The following is a 24,030-nucleotide window of genomic DNA, read 5'->3' as shown; positions in this document are numbered from 1 at the left end:
AGATGGTGCGAGGGTTTTTCGCTCAAGTCAAAGGTGTTCCCCGGACGGGGGCGTCTTCCGCCGGCGCCGGGTTGCACCGGAGCGGTGAAAGGCCTTGGCTCCCATGGCTTTCACCATTTACCCCTCGTCTCATCGGTTTTTCATGCCATTAAATTTTTTGTGGGTCATAACAAAAGCCGGGTTGGTGGAGTTCTTGGAGCGAGGGGGCAGCGCTATGGGGCAGCAATCGGAACCATCGGACGCCTCGCTTGAGTGGTGGGTGGACACATGGGGAGACCGATTGGTCCGGTATGCCTACGTCATGACCCGCGACCACCATTTGGCCCAGGACGTAGTACAGGAAACGTTTATTAAATTGATGGTCTTTCAGCGCCGTTATCCCGAGCGGGTTGTCGTACCCGGATGGCTGTTTACCACGGCCCGCCGAGTGGCCTTGACACTATTAAGAAGGCGGCCAGAAGTGGCGGCTGATGTCGTCGAATCGTCGGGCAGTGATGCGCATATTTGGATTCCGCCGGCGTTTCGCGAACTTGTCGATACGCTGCCTCTCCTCGAACGCGAGTGTGTCTGGTTGTTTTATTATGCGGACTGGCCTACGGAACAGATTGCCCGGCATCTGGGCTGCAAGCCGGGGGCCGTGCGCGGCCGGCTGTTTTCCGCCCGACAACACCTTCGGCAGTTATGGGAGGATGAGTAGCATGGCTAAACGGTGGACTGATGACGAGCTTCGGCATGCGTTTGACGAACTGCCCATGCCGACCCAACCCATTCTGAACTATCGCCCCGGCACTACCTCCTCAATTAGCCACTTGCATTCGGCGCGCCCCTCCCGTTGGTATCTCCCAGCGGCGGCAGTTCTGGCAATCGGGATGATTGGACTTCCGGCATGGATTCACCGGACCCAGGCGGTTGGCAAGCCGACCATAACGACAAAGTCCAGGCGAGAATCCACGCTTTTGCCATGGCGCCCTTTAGGGCTGGCCGGGTTCGATATGGTTACGCCAACCGACGGTTGGGGATTCGCTATGGAAGGCACCAACGTATATCGGACGGCATCGGGGGCGAACCGGTGGGTGCAGGTTGGCCGACTGAAACCCACCCCTGGGGGCCAAGTCACAGACGATGCACTGAACTCGCAACAGGCCATCGTTGTCAACGATTACATGCAGCATCACAAGGCCTATGTTCGGGTCGCATCGACCCAGGACGGGGGCCGGCTTTGGGCCTACCACAAGGTGGACGTTCCGGGCATCAACCTCATGAGCGGGACCGTGTTTGCCGGTTCCATGTCCAGTGCCTGGGCCAACATGCGCGATGGCAGTTTCCTCATATCCTCGGCACCCCGGACAGCAAAGGATCCATTGCCTCCGGGAAAACTCTATGTGACTCGAGACGGGGGAACCACCTGGTCGAGCGTTTCCCTCCCCCGGCCATTGCGAAAAACGTTTGGGCAACTAACCATGTCGACATCAAATCGGCTTTGGGTAACGACTAGACGAGAACTCTTTCGTTACAGTCTAAGCCACCATACTTGGACTCCGGTGAGCTTCGGAAGCGCTATGGTGATGGGACCTCCGAAATTCTGGAATGGAGGACAGGACGGCGCTGTCCTCACCAAGGGTGCTGTGGGGCTCAGCGTGCGTACCACCAAGGACGGTGGAACGCGCTGGTCCAAAGGGGTCACGATTCCCGGGATTTTTCACGGGAAGTTGTTCGTAGCTAACGGTAGGGATTGGTGGGTATGGAGTGTCTCCGAAGATCCCTCGGTGCACACATCCGGGAGGTTGTTGGCGACTAACGACGCAGGCCGGGTGTGGACCCCTTTGGGGGTTCCCAAGGGCCTCCCGATTAACTTGATCTTTTCAGGCGCCCAATTCCTGGGGTCACAATTCGGGGTGCTGGACTCGACCGTCTCAGCCTCTAACCCTCTACCCGTATACTATGTGACCCATGACGGAGGGCGGGACTGGTCCCAGCTCAAGCCCGAAGCCCGTCTTTCCGAAAAGCAAATGGTCACAACCAATGGTGTGTCGCTCGGGAATTAGGTTGGCGCCGATAAGCGATCAAAGAATAGCACCCAAGCCAGAGCTATGTCTAAGGCTCAAACCGGTATGGTGTTTAATGATTGGACCGGTAGCGAAACAGGTGGCGCAGGGCAATGAAGCCTAACACCACGATTCCTAGACCTAAAAATGCCAGAATAAAGAGCAACGACATCACCACGGTGAGGGTGCCACGTCCCTCGGCGTTCTATGCTACCTGCGGCAACAAGCTGGCCTTTCTATGGGCGACGGATCACCTGGTCGCGCTTGGGTCCCACGGAAATCCAGCGAATTGGGGTCTCCACAAGGGTCTCGAGCCGTTCGACATAGGTGCGCGCGGCGAGGGGCAAGTCTTCGTACCGGCGAACGCGTGTGATGTCGGTCTTCCACCCTTCCAGCGTTTCATAAATCGGTTCTGCTTGATCGAGATTGCGAGAGGGGAATGCCGTGGTTTGCTTGCCGTTAATCCGATAAGCGACGGCGACTGGGATGCGCTCCCAATGACTCAGGACGTCCAAGTTGGTAAGGGCCAGTTCCGTCGCGCCTTGAATTTTCGCACCATAGCGGGTGGCGACCGCGTCGAACCAGCCTACCCGCCGCGGCCGACCGGTAGTAGCGCCGTATTCGCCGGCATCCCCGCCGCGTTCTCGTAAGGCCTGAGCGGCTTCACCAAAAAGTTCGGTGACAAACGGCCCCGCTCCGACGCAGCTCGAGTAAGCCTTTGTCACCGCGATGATACAGTCGATAGCTTGCGGAGGTATACCTGCTCCAACGGTGGCATAGCCAGCTAGGGTCGAGGATGAGGTGGTGAAGGGGTAGATGCCATGGTCGGGATCGCGCAGGGCACCGAGTTGTCCCTCTAAAAGAATATGGCGTTCGTCGTCCAAGGCTCGCCGAAGAAGTTCCGTGGTATCTGTGACGTAGGGCTTCAACGCATGTGCCCATTGTTCCAAATCCCGTGCCACAAGGTCAGACTCTAGTGGGGGTTGACGGTACGCAAATTGCAGGAGGACGTTTTTCAGCTCAAGGGAGTGCGACAATTTGGCCCGCAATGAGATGGGGTCAAAGAGATCCGCCACGCGTATTCCAATTTTGAGTGCCTTATCCGCATAAAAGGGCGCAATGCCGGAGCGCGTCGATCCGAACTGTCGGGCTCCAAGCCGTTCTTCTTCCGCGGTGTCGAGTTGCACATGCGCTTCAAGCACCACCTGCGCTCGATCGGAAATAGCCAATTTCGGGGCGGCAAGACCTTGTTTGAGAAGATTGTCCAACTCAGCGACCAGAGCTTTCGGGTTTACGGCCACCCCCGGCCCAATAACATTGGTTACGTGGGGGTAAAAGACGCCTGATGGCAAGAGATGGAGAGCAAACTTGCCGTACGGATTTAAAATTGTATGTCCCGCATTGTTTCCGCCTTGAAACCGTACCACCACGTCGGCTGTTTCCGCCAAGTGGTCGGTCATCTTTCCCTTGCCTTCGTCGCCCCAATTCGCACCTACCACGGCCGTCGCGCTCATGATAATCCTCCTCGCAAATGAATCCGGAACCAGTATAAATTTCCCCGGTGTATAATTGAAATTAATAGATCTATGAGGAGGCATAAGTTGAATGAATATAAGCAGCCCTTTGGAGCGTTATCGGATTTTTGTTGTCGTGGCGGAAACCGGCAGCTTAACTCGGGCAGCCGAGCGCCTTTATCTTTCGCAGCCGGCAATCAGTCAGGCCATGAAGAAATTGGAGGATGAGGTGGGCAGCCCGCTTTTGCTTCGGGGATCGCGCGGGGTCCGGGTCACTCCGGAAGGAGCGGTGTTGCTGGATCATCTTCAACAAGCCTTTCAACTTATTGACACGGGGGAACGGCATGTGGCTGCCATGCAGCGGCTAAACCGGGGCGAGGTTCGCATCGGCGCTAGCGATAACCTTTGCCGGCACTACCTGCTTCCCGTCTTGTCGGACTTCCATCGTAACCATCCCGAGGTCCGTCTTCATGTGACTAACCGGACGTCCCTGGAAACCGTTGAATTGCTGCATGCAGGCCAAATCGAATTCGGGGTTGTCAACCTTCCCATTATGGATCCAAGGCTGGTCGTTCACTCGGGTCCCGCGCTGCATGATTGCTTTGTGGTGGGCGAACGGTATCGCCATTTGGCGCGCGCGATGATGCCTCTTTCGGAATTGGCGAAGCAGCCCGTGATGGTGCTGGACAAGGGGAGTGTGACCCGATCTCGGATCGAAACGTTCTTAGAAGAAAATGGTGTCTCTCTCCGTCCGGAAATCGAACTGGGGAGCATCGACTTGCTAGCCGCCTTTGCGCATGCGGGGTTTGGGGTAGCGGCGGTGGTCCGGGAGTTTGTGGAAAAGGAGCTGATAGAGCAACAGCTCTTTCAGCTCCACCTTGAGCCCGAAATGCCGATACACCACGTAGGGCTGGTTCGCCTCCCCGATGTTCCGTTATCCCGGGCCGCCGAAGCGTTGTTTAACAATCTTCAAGACGTTCGCTTTCCTACCTAGCAACGGCGCAGAAACGGCGCCTCCGCCCCTTTTGGGAATCTTGTCCGCTAGGCAATTAATGGTTGGCGGGTCGTTGCATTGGCGCGGGAACGAGCCGTTGGACGGTCGTATTAACTTTGCTGGGCTGGCGCTTCAGCTAAAACTTGGCCCGTCTTGGAGAGACCAATGCGGGTCGCTCCCGCTGCAATCATTAGAAGCGCATCGTTGTACGTGGAAACGCCGCCCGACGCCTTGACGCCAATATCGGGGCCTACGGCTTCTCGAAGAATGCGCACCGCCTCGACGGTGGCCCCGCCAAATCCAAATCCGGTGGAGGTTTTCACGGTCTTGGCCCCGGCTCCCACAGCTAGTTGAGCCCCTGTTCGCATTTGCTCCGGGGAAAGGCGCCCGGTTTCCAGAATCACTTTGACTGGAATGGCTTTGGCGGCATTCACGACCGCTTGAATATCCTTTTCCACCTCCTTATGGCGGCCTGAAAGGAAGAACCCCAGATTCCACACCAGATCAATCTCATCCGCACCAGCGGCGATCGCCTCCTCTGTTTCGGCAACCTTACATGCGGTCAGCGCCTGACCGAGAGGGAATCCGACGGTCGAGGCAATGTGTAAATCGGTGTGGTGTCCGCGTAGTTGGCTGACTAAGGGGACATAGGCGCTGTTGACGCACACCGCGTAGGTGTTCCATGTCAAGGCATCTGCAACCAGTTGCTCAATGTCGCGAACAGTCGCATCGGGCTTCAATAGCGTGTGGTCTAAAAAACGTGCCAGTTCTTGGCGTGTCACGGTCTCATCTCCTTAGTGTCATTATACCGATTTCGCCCTTACCTACGCCTCTTCGCGAGTCATGTTAAAATGGGGGCATTAATGGGTCGAAGGGAGATGGATGGATGGCAGGGGTGTTGCCGGAACGCCTGCTGTTGGCGCCGGGGCCCTCTCCGGTGTCCGAGGCGGTGCGCCAAGCGATGGCGCGCCCGGTGCTGGGCCATCTGGACCCCGCCTTTTTGGCGCTAGTCGACGGGGTGCAGGACAAACTGCGGCAGGTCTTTGGAACCACAAACCGGCTGACCTTTCCCGTATCAGGGACGGGCAGCGCTGGCATGCAGATGAGTTTGGTCAACTTTCTTGAGCCGGGCGATACGGTTATTGTGGTCGAACAAGGCATTTTTGGGCAGCGGCTAGCAGATGCCGCACGCCGCTTAGGCGCTGAGGTGGTGTCTCTCTCGGTCCCTTTCGGGGAAATCGTGTCGCGCGAACAGTTGCAAATTGCGTTGCAACAGCATCCGGAAACCCGCTTGGTAGCGGTGGTGAAAGCCGAAACCTCGACGGGAGTGCTGCAGCCCCTGGAAGGATGGGCGGACCTCGTCCATCATCACGGGGCGCTGCTGCTCGTGGATGCCGTGACCGCTCTTGGGGGGATTCCTGTCGAGGTTGATCGGATGGGCTTTGACATTGTCTTTTCCGGAACGCAAAAGTGTCTCGGAGCTCCGCCGGGGCTAGCTCCCATAACGGTCAATGACCAGGCTTTAGAGCGGCTCCAGGAGCGAACTATGCCAGTTCCCAGTTGGTATTTTGACCTGTCTGCGATTGCCCAGTACTTAGGTCGTGCCCGGGCATATCATCACACGGCGCCCATCAGCATGATCTATGCCCTGGATGCGGCGCTGGATCTCATTCTCGACGAAGGTTTGGATGCTGTCTTCAATCGACATCGGCGGGTGGCAGAGGCGCTTTGGGCGGGGCTCGAGGCTATGGGCTTGCAGCTGATGGTTCCTGTGTCCCATCGCTTGCCGACGGTGGCGACGGTTCGAGTCCCCGCTGGGGTGAATGAGGCCCAGGTGCGCCGGCGACTGCTTGAAGATCATGGGATTGAGATTGCGGGTGGGTTGGGCCCGTGGGCTGGAAAGATTTGGCGCGTTGGGGTTATGGGTCAGGGCGCACAGATTGCGCATATGATGACCCTATTGACCGCCCTCCGGTCGGTGCTGACCAGTGAAGGCCATGATGTGCCCTCCGGATTGGGAGCGCTTGAAGAGACATACCACCAGAAAGTAGGTCAGGCTTAAAGGATGGCGCGTTGGTTAGTGATTTTGGCAGGCGGCCGTGGTGAACGGTTTTGGCCTTTATCTCGTGTGATGCATCCCAAACAATTTCTGACCCTGGTTGGCGAGCGAAGCATGTTGCAGTCCACTCGCGATCGCATTGCCTCCGTCATTGATGACCAGCACACTTTTGTGGTCACAGGCATGGACTATGTAGAAAAGGTCTCGCAAAATCTCCCCGAGGTACCCCGAACGCAAATTCTCGGAGAACCCCGGGGATGCAATACAGCGCCCTCCATCGCGTGGGCGGCTGAGCTGATTTATCGCCAAGATCCCGAAGCCGTGATGCTGGTGTTGCCGTCAGACCATGTGATTCAAAGGGCGGACCGTTTCCGTGCTTTAGCGATGCGGGCGCTGGCGATGGCAGAAGAGCATGGCGGCTTCTATACCTTTGGCATCGTGCCCACTCATCCGGAAACCGGCTACGGCTATATTGAGCATAATGGCTCGGCTTTTAGTCAGCCTGACGTCATGAAGGTGGCCCGGTTTGTTGAGAAGCCGCCACGGGACGTGGCCGAGCGCATGGTGGAGAGCGGCCGGTTTTACTGGAATTCGGGGATGTTTGTCTTCCGCGCCGAAGAGTTTTTAGCCTCGGTACGCGAGTTTCTCCCCACCCTAGCGCAGGCGATTGAGGTGCTAGCTGACGAACCCGAAAGGCAAGGGGAGATTTTCGACGAATTGCCGGCCATCTCCGTGGACCACGGAATTATGGAGAAAGCCCATCAAGTGTACGTGTTGCCGGCAGAAATCGGTTGGGACGACGTGGGCACTTTCGCGTCCCTAGCGCGCTTGTTGCCGCGTGACGAAGAGCAAAATGCAGTTCGGGGCAATGCGGTGTTTGTTGAAACGGAAAATGTGACTGCTATTACAGATGGCCCATTGTTGTCGTTTGTGGGCGTCAAAGACTTGTACGTGGTTGCCACGCATGATGCGGTTCTTATTTTGGGGCCGGATCGAAGTCAGGATGTACGCAAGGTTGTTCAGGCGCTGCGCGATAACGGTAACCACGACCACTTGTTGTAAGCCCAGACATGACGATGGATGTGAAAAGGAGGATCCCATGACGCGTGTGCACAAAGCGGTGATTCCAGCGGCGGGGCTCGGGACTCGGTTTTTGCCGGCCACTAAAGCGCAACCGAAGGAAATGATCCCAATTATCGACACTCCGACCATCCAGCTGGTGGTGGAAGAAGCGGTGCAATCCGGCATCGACGACTTTCTGGTGGTGATTGGTCGGGACAAAGGTTCGATTGAAGATCATTTCGACCGGGCGCCGGAACTCGAAGAGTTCCTTCGTGAACGCGGCAAGGATGATCTCTTGCACGTTGTGCAGAAGGTGAGTGCCCTAGCCAACTTGCACTTCATTCGCCAAAAAGTGCCGATGGGTCTAGGCCATGCAGTGCTTGCAGCACGGCGCCATGTTGGTGATGAGCCGTTCGCGGTGCTTTTGGGGGATGACGTGATGGTGGGGCACCCGCCCATTTTGGCGCAGTTGTTGGCGCATTGGAAGCCTGGGCGTTCGGTCGTAGCGGTCCAGCGTGTTCCGCGTCAAGAAGCTTCGCGTTACGGGATTGTCTATGGCCAAGAGCAGACGGACGGTACAGTCAAGGTGAGCCATTTGGTCGAAAAACCGCCTGCCAGCGAAGCCCCCGACAACCCCCTGGCAATCATGGGCAGATATGTTTTGGATCCGGCCGTCTTTCATCTATTGGCCGACTTGCCGAAGGGGGCGGGAGGGGAAATTCAGCTGACCGATGCGCTGGATATTTTAGCCCGGGAACATCAGTTGATTGCGGTGCCCTATGTGGGCAAGCGCTATGATGTGGGAGAAAAACTCGGCTTTGTCAAAGCAACCATCGAAGCCGCATTGGACCGGGACGACATGCGGGACGATGTCTTACAATACCTCCGGGAACTCTTGGCCGATTCATTATTGCCCGAGTAACGACCGAGTCGATTCGGCCTCCTCGCATCCCTCGGCTTTGCGCCGAGGGTCTTTTCTTTGCGGCTGGTGTCGAGAACCTCTGGAAACGCTCTACACATTCTGCCAATTTCATCCGACCGTGATTGGTAAATTAAGGATGACTTTAGACAGCGCAGGAGGACGTCGATGGCGGGCGAGGTCGTGAGGATGAACGATAACCGGTGGATTAACCAGCAGTCGACAACTGGTGCGGCATCGCGATGGAAAGAGCGAATCGGCGTGGGAGTCGCCGGAGCCATCTTTGGACAAGCCATGCTCTATCATCATGCGGCACCATTTGTCGCAATTTTTTCCTTGATGGTTTGGCCCAAGCGGCGCCACTGGTATGCACCCTTAATGTTGGGTGGGCTGGCGGGCACGCTTTTGGCGGCAGGGTGGCTATCGGCCGTGGTGTTATTGGCATGGGGGTTGGTTGTGCCCTTGCCCTGGTACCGACCGGGATGGCAGTTTCTGCGATGGCCGCTGCTAGCGCTGGGGGCAGCAGGCCTGTTTTTGGCCGGCCATGCGGGGACATCCTACACGTTGATTGTTGCGGCGCTGGTTGCGGCCGGCTCTATACTGCTGTTTTTCTTGTTGTCCCGCGAGTTGGAGCGGGTTCTGGTCGGTGATGTCGATCGTCGCACGTTGGTGTTGGCATTGGCCTCGTTAGGGTGTCTCATCGCAGGATTAGCGGGTTATCAGATTTTTGATGTCAATCCTAGTCTTTTTTTTGGCGCGCTGGTGATGCTGTCGGCCACCGCCATTCAAGGTCCCGCCGGAGGAGCAGTGGCCGGCGCTACGCTTGGGGTGACGCTTGCGCTTCGCGGGGGTTCCGCAGACGTTATGGTCGGTATTTTGGTCGCCGGGGGGTTCCTGGCTGGGTGGCTAGGCACCAAGCACTGGCGTTGGGCCTCCGTGGGCCTTGTCGCTGGGGTCTTGCTTTACGCGGTCTTCATTCAGATGCCCAGCCCGCTGAAACCCTTTTGGGTATCAATGGCAGGGGCAGCCGCCGTTTTTCAGGCGGTGCCGGATAGCGTAATCGCAATCGCCCGGCGCTGGGCGGAGTCGTTCGCCGGGGTTAATGCCCGGGACCTATTGGGGGAGCGAATGACCAAAATCGCCGATGTCATGCGGGAAATGGCCCGTGCCTTTCGGGTGGATGAAGAGATTCAAGCGCCAGAAACGCAGTTGGTGCAGTCCGTGGTGGAGTCGGTTTGCAAAAAGTGCTCGTTATATCGCTCGTGCTGGGAAGATGAGTTCTATCGTTCATATCGCGGGCTCATGGACTTAAGTGCCAAGGCGGAGGACGCCGTGGTAACCGATGAGGACTTAGAGGGCGATTTGGCTCGGCGCTGCATACGCCCGGACGCCGTAGCCCATGCCACGAATTTGGCCATGAATCGGGAAAAGGAGCGGGCAAACTTTGCGTTGCGCATCAAGGAGAGTCGTGCATTGGCCGAACTCCAGCTCACAGGATTGGCGCAATTGGTGGCCGAAATGGCCCAGGACGTCCAAGCGACGCCCACAGTGAAGCGCCGCCGCTGGCGCGTCGAACCCTTGGGATATCGCGTGGGCGTTGCCAAAAGGCCCCGCCGTGGGGGGGTCATTAGCGGGGACAGTGAGCTCATCTGTGATTTGTCACCCACCCGAGTGGTGTTTGGCATTTCCGACGGAATGGGAGTGGGACCACGGGCCGCTTGGGAAAGCGGCGCGGCCATGTCGCTGTTAGAGCAGCTCTTGATGGCGGGGTTCTCCCAACCGCTGGCGGTGCGGGCGGTCAACAGCACGCTGTTGCTGCGATCGGTAGACGACCATTTTGCCACCTTAGATTTGTTGCTGCTCGACCAGGAAGCGCGTCAGATGGAGATCGTCAAGGTGGCTGCCTCCCCGACCTTCATTCGTCGGCGCGGCCACGTATTTGAAGTGCGCGGCCATAGTCTTCCGGTGGGAATCGTGCAAGATGTCGCCATCGATCCGATTACTCAACCGGTGGAACCCGGCGACGTGGTCGTGATGGTGACCGATGGGGTTATGGAGGACGATCAGAGGAGCGGGGAAGCGCGACTCAAACGCTTCTTAGAGCAAATGCCGGTGGGGGACCCGGAGATGATGGCTGAGGCTCTGTTGAGCTTCATGTTGGGGGATAGCCAGGATGGACGTGATGATGCCCTAGTCATGGTCATCGTTATTGGGGCGCCGTCGTCCGTCGCGCCATATGCCGAGCAGGCGGACAATGGGGCGGTGCCTGAGTGGCAGCGGATTACACCGATATCGCTTCGGCGTGGGTGAATTTGTGGGATAGATGGTCTATAGTCAAGCCATGATGAAACATCCCCTCGAACGCCAGTTTTTGCAAATTGCTCGAAGCCTATGGAGGCCCGGGATTCCGTTGGCGGTCGCTGTCAGCGGTGGCATTGATTCGCTCGCGCTTTTTACCCTCTTGGTGGCCATCCAGGAGGAGCACGATGTTGACCTTCGTCCTGTGCATGTAAACCACCAGTTGCGCCCGGAGTCTCAGGAGGATGCCCACTGGCTCAAGGACTTCCTGATGCATCGGTTCGGCTGCGGACTCACGGTGCTCGCGGTCGACGCCACCCCTCAACCAGGCGAAAGTATGGAGATGGCTGCCCGACGCGCTCGATACACCGCCCTGCTGAAGCATCTTGGAGAGTTGGGTGAGGATGCGCGCCTGGCCACCGCCCATCAACGCGATGACCAGGCGGAGACCGTATTGATGCGCGCTTTAGTAGGAACAGGCATCGGTGGGCTGGGAGGCATTCATCCTACCCGCGGGCCGATTGTGCGCCCCCTCCTCAATGTGCCCCGACAGCAATTGCAAGCCTACCTGCAGGACAACAATATTCCTTGGCGCGAGGATCCCACAAATTCGGATCCTGGCATGTTGAGAAATCGCATTCGGCATCATCTTATGCCCATTATTCGAACCGAGGTGAATCCGCGGGCCAGCGAGGCATTGGCACGGTTGGCAGAAGATGCTCGACGCCAGCAAGAGGGACTGGATGCGGCATTGGACCGGTGGTTGAGCGGGCAGGTATGGGAGGATTCAGAGCACCTGCTGGTAGATGTCGAATGGCGAAGCTGGCCAACGGCGTGGACCTTGCGGATTTTGGAGCGATTCGCAGAGCGGCAGGGGCTGCGACTGTCACACCAGCACCTGGAGGCAGCGCTGGCCGGATCAACCTCCTGGCCACGTGGTTGGCAAGTTGAGCACCGGAATGATGGGCGCCTCCAAGTCTCCTCGGGACAACCGACAACAACGGATGCATGGGGTCGGCCGATGCAGCTGTCGGCAGATACTGTGGCCAATTTCTCCGGATTTCGCATTCACACGCGGAAAGTGCCAGCAGAGAAAGCGCCGCCGGGATGGACCGCCATCTCCGGGGCGTGGCCCGACCTTTGGGTGCGCGCGTGGCGGCGCGGGGATCGGATGCAGCCTTTAGGGATGGGCGGCCATAGTAAAAAGTTGCATGATATGTTTGTGGACGCCAAAGTTCCTCGCGATTTGCGGCCCCGATGGCCGGTCTTGGTGGGCCATCCCGACAATGGCCCGATTCTCGCCGTGCCTGGCATTCGGGTGGCGGAAGCCGCCCGCTTTCGTCCCGGGGATACCATTTGGCTGGTGCGCGTGGATGCTCCCAGTGGCTTTCAGGTCAAGCGCTCGAGGTAGGGCGAGGTCTCGAAAAAAATTGCGTATGATATAATGTAGAGCGACATTTCTTTCGCCAAATTTGGGGTAAGGAGAGCCAGATGACCAATCGGTGGGTACGCGGTATTCTGACCGCGATTTTTGCCTTGTTGCTGATTTCCACGCTCTGGGAATTGACCAGCGCGCCGGGCCGTGGAGTTGCCCAAGTATCCTATTCCCGTCTTCTCTCGTTGGCCAGCACCGGTCAGGTGGCGAAGGCGGATATTAACCCCCAAACCCATGTGGTGACGGCGGTGACGACCGGTAATAAAAGCTTTCAGACGGTTTACGCGACGGGAGGAACGGCATCCTTGGCCGATGCCTTGGTTAAGGATCGCGTCGTCGTCAGTATTACGCACCCGGCCACGACATCGTTCTGGCTGTCTCTGCTCTCAAACTTTTTGCCGCTGCTGGCTATCCTGTTCATGCTGTACTTCTTCCTGAGTCAAACCCAAGGGGGCGGCGGCCGAGTCATGCAGTTTGGTCGGTCGCGGGCCCGACTACATAATGCGGATGAGCGCCGTCGGGTCACCTTTGACGACGTGGCGGGTGTGGAAGAAGAGAAGCAAGAGTTGGCCGAAGTGGTCGATTTTCTACGGTATCCGAAAAAGTATCTTGAATTGGGTGCCAAGATTCCCAAAGGGATATTGCTCTCGGGCGCTCCCGGAACGGGTAAAACCTTGTTGGCGCGGGCGGTGGCTGGTGAAGCGGGGGTGCCTTTCTTCTCCGACAGTGGTTCCGATTTTGTGGAAATGTTCGTTGGCGTTGGAGCTTCCCGCGTGCGCGACCTCTTTGACCAAGCCAAGAAGAATGCCCCATGCATCATCTTCATTGACGAAATTGACGCCGTCGGGCGGATGCGCGGAGCGGGATACGGCGGCGGCCACGACGAGCGTGAACAGACCTTGAACCAGTTGCTCGTGGAGATGGATGGCTTTGGGCCTAATGAGGGCATCATCGTTATTGCGGCGACCAACCGTCCCGATGTCTTGGATCCTGCGCTCCTCCGTCCCGGCCGCTTCGACCGGCAGATTGTGGTGCATCGTCCGGACGTCAAGGGACGGCTGGAAATCTTGAAAGTGCATACCCGTGGGAAGCCCTTGGATGCGGATGTCGACCTAGAGCTTATTGCCCGCCGCACCCCCGGTTATACCGGGGCTGACTTGGCCAATCTGGCCAATGAAGCGGCGTTATTAGCCGCGCGGGCCCACCAGCGCACCATTCACTTGAAGGATTTTGAGGAAGCCGCCGAGCGGGTGATGGCGGGGCCGCAAAAGAAGAGCCGGACCATTTCGGAAAAGGAAAAGCGTGCCGTGGCGTTCCACGAGTCGGGCCACACCTTGGTGGGGATGTTGGTAGAGCATGGCGACCCAGTGCACAAGGTGACGATTATTCCTCGCGGCATGGCCATGGGCTATACCTTGCCTTTGCCTATTGAGGATCGGTATTTGGTGACCCGCTCGCAGATTTTGGATCAGGTAGCCATGGCGCTTGGCGGTCGAGCTGCTGAGGAATTGGTGTTCGGCGAGGTTTCGACCGGCGCTCAGAATGACTTGGAAAAGTCGACCGCCATGGTGCGGCAAATGATTACTGAGTACGGTATGTCTGAGGAATTAGGACCGATGACCTATGGGCAGCGTCAGGACCAAGTGTTCTTGGGCCGGGATATTGCCCGCGAACCCGACTACAGCGAAGAGGTCGCATCCGCCATTGACCGCGAGGTGCGCGATATCGTGACGCAGCAATACCAGCGGGCACGGCAGATTCTCAGCACGCATCGCAGCACGCTCAATCGGTTGGCACTGGCCTTGATGGAAAAGGAAACGCTGTTGGCCGATGAGTTAAAGGCAATTGTCTGGGGCAGCGGTGTCACCGTGTAGTAAGACGGCGCCCTGGAGGGAAGAGTAGCCAAGGGGGCGATGATGTGGCCTGGTCAAAGACGGACCTGGATACCTTCATAGGTGAATGGAAGCAGGGCATGGGGTCCTACGTTTACCCCACTAAGCGTTTCAAGACAGTCACAATTTATGCCGCCTGGATTCGGGAGTTGGCCGTGTCCGATCGCGCCCAAGGCGCGATTTTGCCGCACATGCTCAGGCGTGGCACCCGCGCGTGGCCGACGCGTCGAATCATGGAGCAGCAGTTGGAATCGCTCTATGGCGCAAGTTTTCGTGCCGATGTAGGGAAGCTCGGTGACAAACAGCTGTTGTCCTTTCACATCACGGTCGTGGATGGCCAGTATTTGCCGGGAAAGCCCGACACCGTGATAAGCGCGCTAGACTTCCTGTCGGAAGTGATTGACCATCCTCGGTTGGTGGATGGCGCCTTTCCGACGGACGCGGTGGAGCAGGAAAAAGTTTTAGTGAAACGGCAGATATCTGCGCTGATTAACGACAAGGGCCAATATGCGCTATCTCGGCTCATTGAACTGGTTGCCGACGGCGAACGCTTCGGATTAAAGAAACTGGGCACTCCCGCCGAGGTGGATGCCGTGACCCCAGACCAGTTGGTGACGCTGCTGACGGAGAGCCGCGAGTCCAGCCCATTTGTATTCCTGGTGGTTGGAGACGTCGATGCCGACCGGATTCATCAACACATTACGCAGCGCTGGTCGCGTTCTTACCGCCGCGACGTGTCGACCATTCAGCCGTATCGGGGCCAGCACCAGGGCCATACCGTCATTGAGCGTCAGGATGTGCGTCAAGGCAAGCTTAATCTCGCCTATCGCACCCAGATTACGGCCAAAGATCCGGACTACCCGGCACTTGTGATGTACTCGGGCATTCTGGGCGGTTTTTCACATTCCAAACTTTTTATCAATGTGCGGGAAAGGGCCAGTCTGGCCTATTACGCGTATTCGCGGGTCGACCCCGCGTTGGCCTTGATGATCATCGGCGCCGGGATCGAGTTCCGTGACTACGAGGCGGCGCGCCGCATCATTGAGGAACAGGTTTCTGCCATGCGTTCAGGGCACATCAGCCAGGAAGAGATGAGTTTCACGCTTAAAGCTTATGAGAATGAAATCCTGTCGGAGGAGGATGGTCCGGGACAACTCATTGGGCGGCAATTGGAACAGATTCTGATTGGCGGAGGTCTGTCCGGACCGGAAATGATCCGGGCTCTCGGCCAGGTGAGGCCCGAGGATATTGTGCGGGTCGCCCAGCGGGTGGAGTTGGATACAGTCTACTTTCTGACCAGCGAGGAGGAGGGGCATGCAGAGTAGGGCGTTGACCTGGGCGGAAATTGGCGAGCGACCGGTACGTGAGCAATTGGATTCAGGGTTGACGATTTTCGTGTTGCCGAAGCCCGGTATGAAGAAGACGTACGCCACCTATGCCACCCATTATGGGTCGATCGATAGCCATTTCCGTCGCCCCGACACCGGCCAGGAGGTGCATGTGCCAGACGGCATTGCCCACTTTCTTGAGCACAAAATGTACGAGAAGCCGGAAGGTCGGGATGTATTCGAGCGCTTTGCCGAATTGGGTGCGTACACCAACGCCTATACCGAGTATACGTCGACTACATTTCTGTTTTCTGCCACCTCTGAAATCGATGCCTGTCTGGAAACGCTGGTACGATTGGTCGAAGAGCCCTATTTCACCCCCGAGAATGTGGAGAAGGAAAAGGGCATCATCGAGCAGGAGATTCGCATGTATCTTGATATGCCGGGCGATCGCCTGCATTCCAACCTGATGCAAGCGCTCTATCAAAAGAACCCGGTGCGGCTCGACATTGCGGGCAGCGTGGAATCCATCCGGACGATTACGCCCGATGACCTTTATGTCTGCTATCAGACCTTCTACCACCCGAGTAACATGGTATTCTTTGTTGCCGGCGACGTGGAGCCGCGCCACATTATCGATCATCTGGCACAACTGGAAGCATCGCGTCAGCTGAAACCGAGCGGTTCCATCGGACGCCTATTTCCGGAGGAGCCGCGTGCCGTTCAGGACAAGCGCATCGAGAAGAACATGCCAGTGGCTGCGCCGCTTTTTCTCATGGGATATAAGGATCCAGCCGGTCTTCGGGGAGCGGAGCTCTTGCGCCGGGATATCGTGATGGGGCTGATGTGGTCGCTCCTGTTGGGACCGAGTTCCCGACTCTTTAATGATTTATATCAGGCAGGACTCATCAATGAGCGCTTTTCTGCCCACTACAGCAGCGCGGAGGCGTATGCCATGAGTGCCTTGGGGGGCGAGACGCCCGATCCCGAAAAGCTAGAAGCGGTGTTGCTCGAACGCCTAGCCACGGAGCCGTTCAACGTTGACGACTTGGCTCGCTTAAAGCGCAAGGAGCTCGGTGAGTTTGTCGGACTGTTCGAGAATCTGGAAGATTTAGCGTACGCGTTCAATGCGTATTACTTCCGTGGCGTCGATTTAAGTCTTATCCCGGAGATGTTAGAGTCGGTAACCCTCGACGATATCGAGGCAGCGCGCCGGGACCACTTACGGGAGGAAAGTCGGGCGGTTTCCCTGGTAAAGCCATTAACACATCAAGGCGGGTCATAAGAGAGGGGATGCAGGGTGGAATTTGTTGCGTTAACGGGGGAACATCTCGCAATTGATGCGGTCTATCAAGTGGCCGTCCATCATCAACCGGTTAGCCTGACTCGAGAGGCCGCCACAAAGCTGGCGGCCTCTCGCTCTATGGTAACGCGTTATTTAGATGAAGGGCGTCGCATCTACGGCGTGACCACCGGCTTTGGCCGATTTAGTGATGTGGTCATCGAAGACGGGGATCGCGCTCAATTGCAGCTAAATTTAATCCGCAGCCATGCGGCTGGGGTGGGTCGTCCTTTTCCAGAGGATGTGGCCCGAGCCATGCTGCTGTTGCGAGCCAATGCTCTGGCACGGGGAAATTCCGGGGTTCGACCGGTAGTGGTGGAACGCTTGCTAGACTTCTTGAATCGTGGAGTGACGCCCATCATCCCGTCGCAGGGATCCGTGGGAGCGAGTGGCGACCTGGCGCCTCTGGCTCATTTGGCACTGGTACTGGTGGGCGAGGGGCAGGCCTGGTTCGACGGTCGGCAAATGGCGGGAGACGAAGCTCTTCGCGCGGCTGGGCTGACCCCCTTGGTTCTCGAGGCCAAAGAAGGACTGGCGCTGATTAACGGAACGCAGGCCATGGGCGCCATGGGTGCGCTGCTAGTCAAAAGGGCCCGAACTTTGGCAGACTGGGCTGATATTGCCGGCTCGTTGTCGTTGCAAGTCTTACGCGGCATCCCCAAGGCTTTCATGCCTCAGGTATTTGACGTGCGGCCGCATCCGGGATTGATCACGAGCGCCCAAAATCTCCGCCAGCTGCTGGAGGGGAGCCGCTTGACCACCGAGCCCGGGGAGCTTAGGGTTCAGGATGCCTACTCGCTTCGCTGTATGCCACAAGTGCATGGCGCCAGCCGAGAGGGCCTCACGCATGTGGGTGGGGTCGTGGAGCGAGAAATTAATAGTGCTACCGACAATCCGCTATTCTTTCCGGAGATAGACGAGGTCGTGTCGGCGGGCAATTTCCATGGCCAACCGCTGGCGGTGGTATTGGATTATCTGGGCATTTTATTGGCGGAATGGGCCAACATCAGCGAACGTCGCACGGAACGTATGGTTAACCCGGCGTTATCCGGTCTTCCGCCTTTTTTGGTGAATCAGGGTGGGCTCCATTCGGGTATGATGCTGGCTCAATATACGGCGGCCAGTTTGGTATCCGAGAACAAAGTGTGGGCCCATCCCAGCAGCGTGGACTCCATCCCGACATCCGCCAATCAGGAAGATCACGTGTCCATGGGTACCACGGCTGGGCGGAAAGCACTTGTCATCCTGGCCAACGTGCAGCATGTTCTAGCCATCGAGCTCATCGCAGGGGCGCAGGCCGCCGATTTGCTGGGACCCGAGTTGCTATCCCCGGCCGGCCAGGCCATCTATGGGTTTGTGCGGCAGTTTGTCGCGCCCTGGGATGAGGACCGCGTATTGGCTCCCGATATCGAGCGCATGGCGCAAGCGCTCTTAAGCGACGCCGGCATGGCCTTGACTCAGGCGCTGCTCAGCGGAAGCGACAGATAACGGGGAAGGGCCCATAAGAGGCCTTCCAACACGGGCTCAGGATTACCTCGGCTGGTGACAAAGTCGGCTTCGGCTTGGGCCAATGGATTGCCGTCTCCGATCGCCACTGCTCGACCAGCCCAAGCGAGCATGCGTACATCGTTGGCGCCATCGCCCAAAGCCAAGACATCGCGAGGGTTAATGTCCCATAGACGGCATAGCTCTTCCAGCGCCTCCACCTTGTCGACGCGTGGAGCGCAAATGTTGACTTCACGATATCCGACGTGAGGAAACACCGTAAGCTCGTAATCATCGCCCCGCATGCCAAATCGGGCAATGAACTGGTCGACCGCATCAAGACCCGACAGAAAAATTTCAAGAGGATCGGTACTTAAGCTGTCCGCCAAATTGGGGATCAGCCGATCTTCAGGTCTCATCCAACATAGTTGGTGCGCGAGATCGAACCGATTGTACACGACTGGCTGGTGAGCTCCGAGATAACAGCGCACCATCACCTGAACCTCATCCGCCCACGATACAAATTGGCGCGCTCGGGAAGCCGGCACTCCATGGCGATACCATTCTCGTTGTTGGGCGGAGTCATACCCATACGCGCCGTTATGGGTGATGATGGGACCGACCAGGCCTAGGGCGCGCTGAATGCGCAGCACGGTGCGCCAACTGCGGCCGCTTGCCAGGATCACCATCACGCCCTGACGGGACAACTCTACCAGGGCTTGCGCCGATTTGGGACGAATGCGGGCCTCGTGGTCCAACAACGTGCCGTCCAAATCACAGGTGATTGCTCGTATCATTTCGCCCACCTCCAAGGCAGGGAAATCCCGCCGAATTCGCGAATGGGTGCATGGAGGTTTCATTTCGTGCCATTGTTATGCTACCAAGGGTTATTGTCCAACGTGCATCAACATTTTTGGAACCGCATGCGGACTCTTCCCGAACCCATCGCCCGCGCCAGCGTGGTGCTGGTTCCTTCGCGGCCGCTCGCCGCGTCCTTGGGCTCGCGTGTCGGCGACGGACCGCCCATTAGGGCTTTAGACGATCGGCTGGAACAAGTCCTTCCTCAGCATATCATGCGCCTTCCCCAGGGAGCATGGGAAATGTTGTCGCACGCCATTCCCGACGATGTGCTTGACAGCCGACACCAAGCCGTACCTGGGTTGACGCGGACCGCGTTGACGGTTGTGCGACAGGGTCGACAGCAAGGTATGCCGCCCTTTCGCGCGCATCCGGACGATACGTTGCCGTGGGACGCCTTGTGGCGACATGTCGACGAGCGCCTTTCGGGGTCAGCCTGGGATGAACTCCGCATGTATGAGTATGCCGCTCGGAGTGCCAAAGTGCCTACGGCAGCCGATGGCATCGTTTTCCTATACGGGTTTAACCGAATTGCCCGACCGTTATGGGCATTAATCCGAGAATGGAGCCGACGCGTCCCGGTGGAATTGTGGGCGCTCAGCCCACTGTGGGATGGCATCAGTAATGAACGGGTCAAACGCTTTTCAGGACGGATCGAGATGCTGTCCCAACCAGGGCCCAAGCGGGCGTTTGAAATGGTGCCCGGGGATGCGTTTCGGGGCGTGGCTCGGGTCATGATCGAACGCGGGGTTGGGGTCGACGACGTGGTGGTCGCGGTAAGCGATGCCCGTGATATCCGTCCCATCGCCAGGGCTTTTGCTGAGGCCCATCTCATTGCCCAACCGGTTGCCCAACCGCCGGAAGCGAAAGCGCACTGGGAGCTTCTGCTACGCCTGTCGCTAGGACGGGCCACCGGCGGCGAACGCAACTATTGGGAAATGGTCGCCCCAGCACTTGGATGGGCTGTCGAACTCCCCACCGTTTTGGCCGATGAGCTTCTCCAATGCCGTGATTGGCAGCAGGTCATCCGGTGTATGGAAGACCTGGCGCGCCACGACAGCGCATGGACCTTTCTTGCTGAAGAGGCTAAGTGCCTGGCCCTGTACGACACATGGGGGGTACCCGTATCGGCCGAATCGCTTTTTGAGGCGCTTGGCCAGCTAGTATTTTCGCAGGCCCGAGACCTTCCGATTATGCCATTTGAGGAAGCGGTTTGGGTGCCGTCGGCTGTGCTGGCAATTGCGGGCCGTGGACCGGTCCCCAGACCCCGGCATCATAGCCCCTTTGACCATGAGAAAGCTCTTCGGGACTGGCTGCCTGACTCCTGGCCGGAGAGTGTTGACGCGCTGCTGCTGCAAGCGCTGAAAGAGGATTCCGGAATCCAGTGTTGGTGGATGGTAGGCCAGATGCCCGAGGACTCGGATTGGCGAGGACAACCCGATGATCGACGCGCTTCCGATCGGGTCAGGGCTTGGTACCGCGATTGGCGGGAAGAAGCCCGATTTACGGCCTACCAGGGGGTCGTGTCCGGTGACGCGGTTGCGGAATTGATTCCAACCCGTTTTTCGGCCTCGGCCCTCGAAGAGTTCGGACGTTGCCCAACCAGCTTTCTTTTGTCGCGGCTGATAGGGGCGCGGGCTCGTCAGGAGAGTGGGGTGGAGGTGGATCCGCGGCTCGCGGGCCAATGGGCGCACCGGGCGTTGGAAATTCTCGTCCGCCAACGCGGCGCGCTGACGCGGACCACCGTCGCTCAAGCGGTTCAGCAGGCCATGGACGACAATCCCGCTCCTCCAGGTGTGGCCGAGTTTCATCGCCGCTACCAGCGGGACCGCTTGGAGTCGGAACTCTATGAGGCCTTTCTGCGCGATGGATGGGATCCCACGGGCACGTCGGAGGTAGAGGTCACCTTGAACTGGGATTTGATTGTCCCCATGACGGGCCGTATTGATCGACTGGACTTTCTTCCCGATGGCAGCATGCGCGTGATTGACTACAAAACCGGCCATCTGGTCAATCCATCGCGTATCCATCCCGCTCACCTACAGTTGGCGCTTTACTGGCTGGCAGTCTATGAGCGGTATCAACGGCCTCTCAGAGCAGAACTGTTCGGCGTGAGCCAGATGGCGGGATATCAGCATCGGGTTTTAGAGGTGGATGACCCTGAGGCTCTCAAGGAAAAGGTAGAGCATCTCTTAAGCGGAATCCGCGATCGGATGCACCAGGGGCTCTTTCTCCCACTCCCCGATCCCCGGGGCAACCCTTGCCGTGGCTGCGATTTTCGGGACGTGTGTCCTGCATCAGTGGCCGAGTATGCGCGCCGAAAGGGCGCGACTGGCGCCCAAGAATATCGGTCGCTTTGGGAAGGGGATGAACATGGAAACGATTGATCGCCAGGAACGCGCCGCGGCCGTTGAAGCCACCTTTAATGTATTGGTGGAGGCCGGGGCGGGCACAGGCAAAACGTCGCTTCTCATCAACCGGGTCATGCATGCCATTGACCGACACGTGCCTCTTTCCCGCATGCTCTTAATTACCTTCATGGAAAAGGCAGCCGACGAGATGAGGAGCCGACTTCAAGCCCGGTTGCTGGCATTGGGAGAAGGAGCGGATCATCAGGATGCGGTTGAAAGGGCGGTCGAGAGCGCAGCCATCACCACCATCCATGGCTTCTGTTATCGTATTTTACAAGAGTTTGGCCCCGACTACGGGATACCGATTGGCTTTCAGGTCCTCGATGAAGTGGAAGCAGCGCGCCTCTGGGAGGAGACCTTTCAAGAGTGGGTGCAAGATTCCCAATTCAGCCCCAAGGTGCTGGATCTCTTGCATGCCGGTATCACATACCCGCAGCTGAAGTCCTGGGCCCGGCGAATCAGCCATTGGCGCGAAGTGCCCGTGGTGGAGGGCGAATTTCCCGAGTTGGCGAGCTTTGTGCGCCGATTTGCGGCCGAAGCGCGGGCATTTTATACCCGTGCGTTGGAGGACGCAGCCCCGGACGATGCAGGGCGGGGGCAAATTCTGGCTATTGCCCGGGAATTCGATTGGCTGGAGCAGGTGGACCGGCGGGAATGGCCGCGTATGCTGGCGCTTTGGACCCGGGGATTAGGTCCCAAGGGAAACCAGAAAAATTGGGCCCACCCAGAGTGGTTAAAGGAGCAAAAGCAATGGCTGAAAGAACTCAAAGAAGCGCTCGGCTTACTCCGCCAGCAAATGGCTGACGCATACCTCAAGATGTGGCTGGACTTGGTCGGGAGCCAGTTCATGCCGCTTTGGCGCCGAGCACGCTTTGAGAAATTGGCTTTAACGTATGACGACTTACTGATCGAGGCCGAGCGCATTACTCGCGAGCCTAAAGTGCAGGCAGCGCTGTCGCGACGGTTCTCCCTGGTCATGGTTGACGAGTTCCAGGACACCGATCCCTTGCAGGCCGCCATTGTCCGGCGACTGGTAACGCCGCCGGGTTCAACGGCTTTAAGCCCTCACGATCAGGGGCGCCTCTTTTTAGTGGGCGACCCGAAGCAATCGATCTATCGTTTTCGCGGGGCAGACGTTGAGACATATGCGGCAATGCGCCAGGAACTCTCAACCACCGGCGGGCGCATTATCCCTATTTGGCAAAACTTTCGATCCAACGCCGCTATCCTAGCTTTTGTCAACCGTTGGTTTTCTGATCGTTGGCCTTCCCAACCTGATTTGGAGCGGCCCTATGTTCCGCCGTTTCAGCCATTGGCAGAAACCTTTCCCGACGACGGGCGTGAACGAGTGCGGGTGATCCAGTGGCCTCAAGCACGCAATGCGCGCGACACACGTCGTATGGAAGCGCTTGATATTGCCGAGCGCGTTGCGATGGCGGTGGCGGAAGGATGGCCCGTGCGGACAAAAGACGGTCAGCGCCCGCTCACCTTTCGGGACATCGCACTGGTTGTGCCGCAAAGAACGGAGATTGACATTTACCGCCAAGCCCTCCGAGAACGGGGAATTCCCGTTTCCACCCAAAGCGGCCGTTCCTTCTTCCAACAAGATGAGGTGCGGGGGATGGCTCATCTCTTCCGGGCACTGGAAATGCCTCAGGATTCGCTCGCGGTGGTCGGGTGGCTGTTGTCGCCGTGGGTGGCCATGAGCCATGAGGAGCTGCTTCAGCATCGGCGCCTGGGTGGTTCATGGGACTATCGCGAGACTCGGGTCGGATCCCCGGAGGTGCGGGAATGGATGGCGCGCTTAAACGCCTGGCACCGCGAATTTTGGCGGGTTGATGCGGAAGACGTGATCATAAGGGCCCTTCATGCCAGCCCATTGGTCACGGTGCTCCGGGAGCGGGAGGACAAGGCGGCGTTGGCCAATCTGGACAAACTCCGAAGTCTGGCCCGCGATTTGGGTGATCGCTGGACCATTTTTGAGTTCACGCAATGGCTCTATGAGCAAGTCCACGAGGGAGTGCCGTTCGAGGAGGCGCCGGTGGCGCAAGACGATGACGCCGTGGCGATTTCCACCGTCCATCAAGCCAAAGGGTTGGAGTGGCCGCTGGTCATTGTGGCCAATTGGAAGCCCAAGGAAACCTATTTGGAGTCCGGCATTCATTATAATTCGCGTTTGGGCCGGGCGGCGCTTAAACAGGATCCCTGGCAGAGTCGGGACTGGGATCTCTTGGAGGCCGATCACCGGCTCCGTGAGGAGGCGGAAGGGGATCGCCTGCTCTATGTCGCCTTGACCCGGGCAAAAGATTATCTCTGGTTTTACGCGGCGTTTCTTGATCCCATCGGCGAGGGAGAGAAAGGGGTGTCCATTGGCGACCCGTCATGAAA

Annotated in this window: 17 protein-coding genes; 14 read left to right on the top strand and 3 right to left on the bottom strand. The window is 58.1% G+C overall.

Annotated features, from left to right (window positions below; translation table 11 throughout):
• The first annotated feature begins 214 nt into the window (after nt 1–214).
• Both HIJ39_RS03850 and HIJ39_RS03845 read left to right on the top strand, forming a co-directional pair.
• On the top strand, nt 215–697 hold the full coding sequence (locus HIJ39_RS03850) for an RNA polymerase sigma factor (RefSeq protein WP_169096895.1): 483 nt from the start codon (nt 215–217) through the stop codon (nt 695–697).
• A 1-nt stretch (nt 698) separates the two neighbouring features.
• Nucleotides 699–2,045, top strand: coding sequence for a WD40/YVTN/BNR-like repeat-containing protein (locus HIJ39_RS03845; RefSeq protein WP_169096893.1), 1,347 nt, complete (start codon nt 699–701; stop codon nt 2,043–2,045).
• A gap of 236 nt (nt 2,046–2,281) precedes the next feature.
• Here the strand turns inward: HIJ39_RS03845 and HIJ39_RS03840 are convergent, their stop codons facing one another.
• Nucleotides 2,282–3,559, bottom strand: a complete 1,278-nt coding sequence (locus HIJ39_RS03840) for an adenylosuccinate synthase (RefSeq protein WP_169096891.1) — start codon at nt 3,557–3,559, stop codon at nt 2,282–2,284.
• Nucleotides 3,560–3,650: 91 nt separating this feature from the next.
• Here HIJ39_RS03840 and HIJ39_RS03835 point away from each other — a divergent pair, with 91 nt between their 5' ends.
• Nucleotides 3,651–4,553, top strand: a complete 903-nt coding sequence (locus HIJ39_RS03835; protein WP_169096889.1) for a LysR family transcriptional regulator — start codon at nt 3,651–3,653, stop codon at nt 4,551–4,553.
• Nucleotides 4,554–4,663: 110 nt separating this feature from the next.
• On the opposite strand, the gene deoC is transcribed toward HIJ39_RS03835, so the two are convergent.
• The gene (gene deoC, locus HIJ39_RS03830; RefSeq protein ID WP_169096887.1) at nt 4,664–5,335 is read right to left on the bottom strand and encodes a deoxyribose-phosphate aldolase; all 672 of its coding nucleotides are present in this window, start codon (nt 5,333–5,335) and stop codon (nt 4,664–4,666) included.
• 104 nt (nt 5,336–5,439) lie between these two features.
• Between deoC and HIJ39_RS03825 the strand changes: the two genes are divergently transcribed.
• The 9 genes from HIJ39_RS03825 to hutH all read left to right on the top strand — a co-directional run bounded on the left by HIJ39_RS03825 (nt 5,440) and on the right by hutH (nt 18,376).
• Nucleotides 5,440–6,615 (top strand): pyridoxal-phosphate-dependent aminotransferase family protein, encoded by a 1,176-nt coding sequence (locus HIJ39_RS03825; protein WP_169096885.1) that lies wholly within the window; start codon nt 5,440–5,442, stop codon nt 6,613–6,615.
• A gap of 3 nt (nt 6,616–6,618) precedes the next feature.
• On the top strand, nt 6,619–7,674 hold the full coding sequence (locus HIJ39_RS03820) for a mannose-1-phosphate guanylyltransferase (RefSeq protein ID WP_169096883.1): 1,056 nt from the start codon (nt 6,619–6,621) through the stop codon (nt 7,672–7,674).
• Between the two features lie 37 nt (nt 7,675–7,711).
• Nucleotides 7,712–8,596 carry a UTP--glucose-1-phosphate uridylyltransferase GalU gene (gene galU, locus HIJ39_RS03815; RefSeq protein WP_169096881.1) on the top strand — a complete coding sequence of 295 codons (885 nt, stop codon included), beginning with the start codon at nt 7,712–7,714 and terminating at the stop codon, nt 8,594–8,596.
• A gap of 165 nt (nt 8,597–8,761) precedes the next feature.
• Nucleotides 8,762–10,903: a SpoIIE family protein phosphatase gene (locus tag HIJ39_RS03810; protein WP_243239319.1), complete on the top strand. Its 2,142-nt coding sequence runs from the start codon at nt 8,762–8,764 to the stop codon at nt 10,901–10,903.
• 31 nt (nt 10,904–10,934) lie between these two features.
• The gene (tilS, locus tag HIJ39_RS03805; RefSeq protein ID WP_169096879.1) at nt 10,935–12,302 is read left to right on the top strand and encodes a tRNA lysidine(34) synthetase TilS; all 1,368 of its coding nucleotides are present in this window, start codon (nt 10,935–10,937) and stop codon (nt 12,300–12,302) included.
• Nucleotides 12,303–12,382: 80 nt separating this feature from the next.
• Entirely contained in the window at nt 12,383–14,200 is a 1,818-nt protein-coding gene (gene ftsH, locus HIJ39_RS03800; protein ID WP_169096877.1) for an ATP-dependent zinc metalloprotease FtsH, read from the top strand.
• A 44-nt stretch (nt 14,201–14,244) separates the two neighbouring features.
• Complete coding sequence (gene yfmF / locus HIJ39_RS03795) at nt 14,245–15,543, top strand: EF-P 5-aminopentanol modification-associated protein YfmF (RefSeq protein WP_169096875.1); 1,299 nt, start codon at nt 14,245–14,247, stop codon at nt 15,541–15,543.
• Nucleotides 15,533–16,831 (top strand): EF-P 5-aminopentanol modification-associated protein YfmH, encoded by a 1,299-nt coding sequence (gene yfmH / locus HIJ39_RS03790; RefSeq protein ID WP_169096873.1) that lies wholly within the window; start codon nt 15,533–15,535, stop codon nt 16,829–16,831. Before yfmF ends, yfmH begins: the two co-directional genes overlap by 11 nt.
• Before the next feature lie 15 nt (nt 16,832–16,846).
• Nucleotides 16,847–18,376 carry a histidine ammonia-lyase gene (gene hutH, locus HIJ39_RS03785; protein ID WP_169096871.1) on the top strand — a complete coding sequence of 510 codons (1,530 nt, stop codon included), beginning with the start codon at nt 16,847–16,849 and terminating at the stop codon, nt 18,374–18,376.
• Here hutH and HIJ39_RS03780 read toward each other — a convergent pair.
• Nucleotides 18,346–19,170, bottom strand: coding sequence for an HAD family hydrolase (locus tag HIJ39_RS03780; RefSeq protein WP_169096869.1), 825 nt, complete (start codon nt 19,168–19,170; stop codon nt 18,346–18,348). The genes hutH and HIJ39_RS03780 overlap by 31 nt on opposite strands.
• Nucleotides 19,171–19,236: 66 nt before the next feature.
• On the opposite strand from HIJ39_RS03780, the gene HIJ39_RS03775 reads away from it, so the two are divergent.
• Nucleotides 19,237–21,618, top strand: coding sequence for a PD-(D/E)XK nuclease family protein (locus tag HIJ39_RS03775; RefSeq protein WP_169096867.1), 2,382 nt, complete (start codon nt 19,237–19,239; stop codon nt 21,616–21,618).
• A complete protein-coding gene (locus HIJ39_RS03770) occupies nt 21,605–24,028 on the top strand; it encodes a UvrD-helicase domain-containing protein (protein WP_243239318.1) in 2,424 nt (807 codons plus the stop codon). The genes HIJ39_RS03775 and HIJ39_RS03770 overlap by 14 nt, the downstream gene beginning before the upstream one ends.
• Nucleotides 24,029–24,030 lie beyond the last annotated feature (2 nt).

Source organism: Sulfobacillus harzensis (genome assembly GCF_012933365.1).
GTDB classification, from domain to species: Bacteria; Bacillota; Sulfobacillia; order Sulfobacillales; family Sulfobacillaceae; genus Sulfobacillus_B; species Sulfobacillus_B harzensis.
The sequence above is the reverse complement of the archived record's forward strand: the minus strand, read 5'-3'. Positions and strand labels throughout refer to the sequence as shown.

Coding starts and splice junctions, on each gene's coding strand:
- HIJ39_RS03840 (WP_169096891.1), bottom strand. CDS start 3,559: ATGAGCGCGACGGCCGTGGTAGGTGCGAATTGGGGCGACGAAGGCAAG.
- HIJ39_RS03780 (WP_169096869.1), bottom strand. CDS start 19,170: ATGATACGAGCAATCACCTGTGATTTGGACGGCACGTTGTTGGACCAC.
- HIJ39_RS03845 (WP_169096893.1), top strand. CDS start 699: ATGGCTAAACGGTGGACTGATGACGAGCTTCGGCATGCGTTTGACGAA.
- HIJ39_RS03850 (WP_169096895.1), top strand. CDS start 215: ATGGGGCAGCAATCGGAACCATCGGACGCCTCGCTTGAGTGGTGGGTG.
- HIJ39_RS03825 (WP_169096885.1), top strand. CDS start 5,440: ATGGCAGGGGTGTTGCCGGAACGCCTGCTGTTGGCGCCGGGGCCCTCT.
- HIJ39_RS03770 (WP_243239318.1), top strand. CDS start 21,605: ATGGAAACGATTGATCGCCAGGAACGCGCCGCGGCCGTTGAAGCCACC.
- yfmH (WP_169096873.1), top strand. CDS start 15,533: ATGCAGAGTAGGGCGTTGACCTGGGCGGAAATTGGCGAGCGACCGGTA.
- HIJ39_RS03810 (WP_243239319.1), top strand. CDS start 8,762: ATGGCGGGCGAGGTCGTGAGGATGAACGATAACCGGTGGATTAACCAG.
- ftsH (WP_169096877.1), top strand. CDS start 12,383: ATGACCAATCGGTGGGTACGCGGTATTCTGACCGCGATTTTTGCCTTG.
- galU (WP_169096881.1), top strand. CDS start 7,712: ATGACGCGTGTGCACAAAGCGGTGATTCCAGCGGCGGGGCTCGGGACT.
- HIJ39_RS03835 (WP_169096889.1), top strand. CDS start 3,651: ATGAATATAAGCAGCCCTTTGGAGCGTTATCGGATTTTTGTTGTCGTG.
- tilS (WP_169096879.1), top strand. CDS start 10,935: ATGATGAAACATCCCCTCGAACGCCAGTTTTTGCAAATTGCTCGAAGC.
- HIJ39_RS03820 (WP_169096883.1), top strand. CDS start 6,619: ATGGCGCGTTGGTTAGTGATTTTGGCAGGCGGCCGTGGTGAACGGTTT.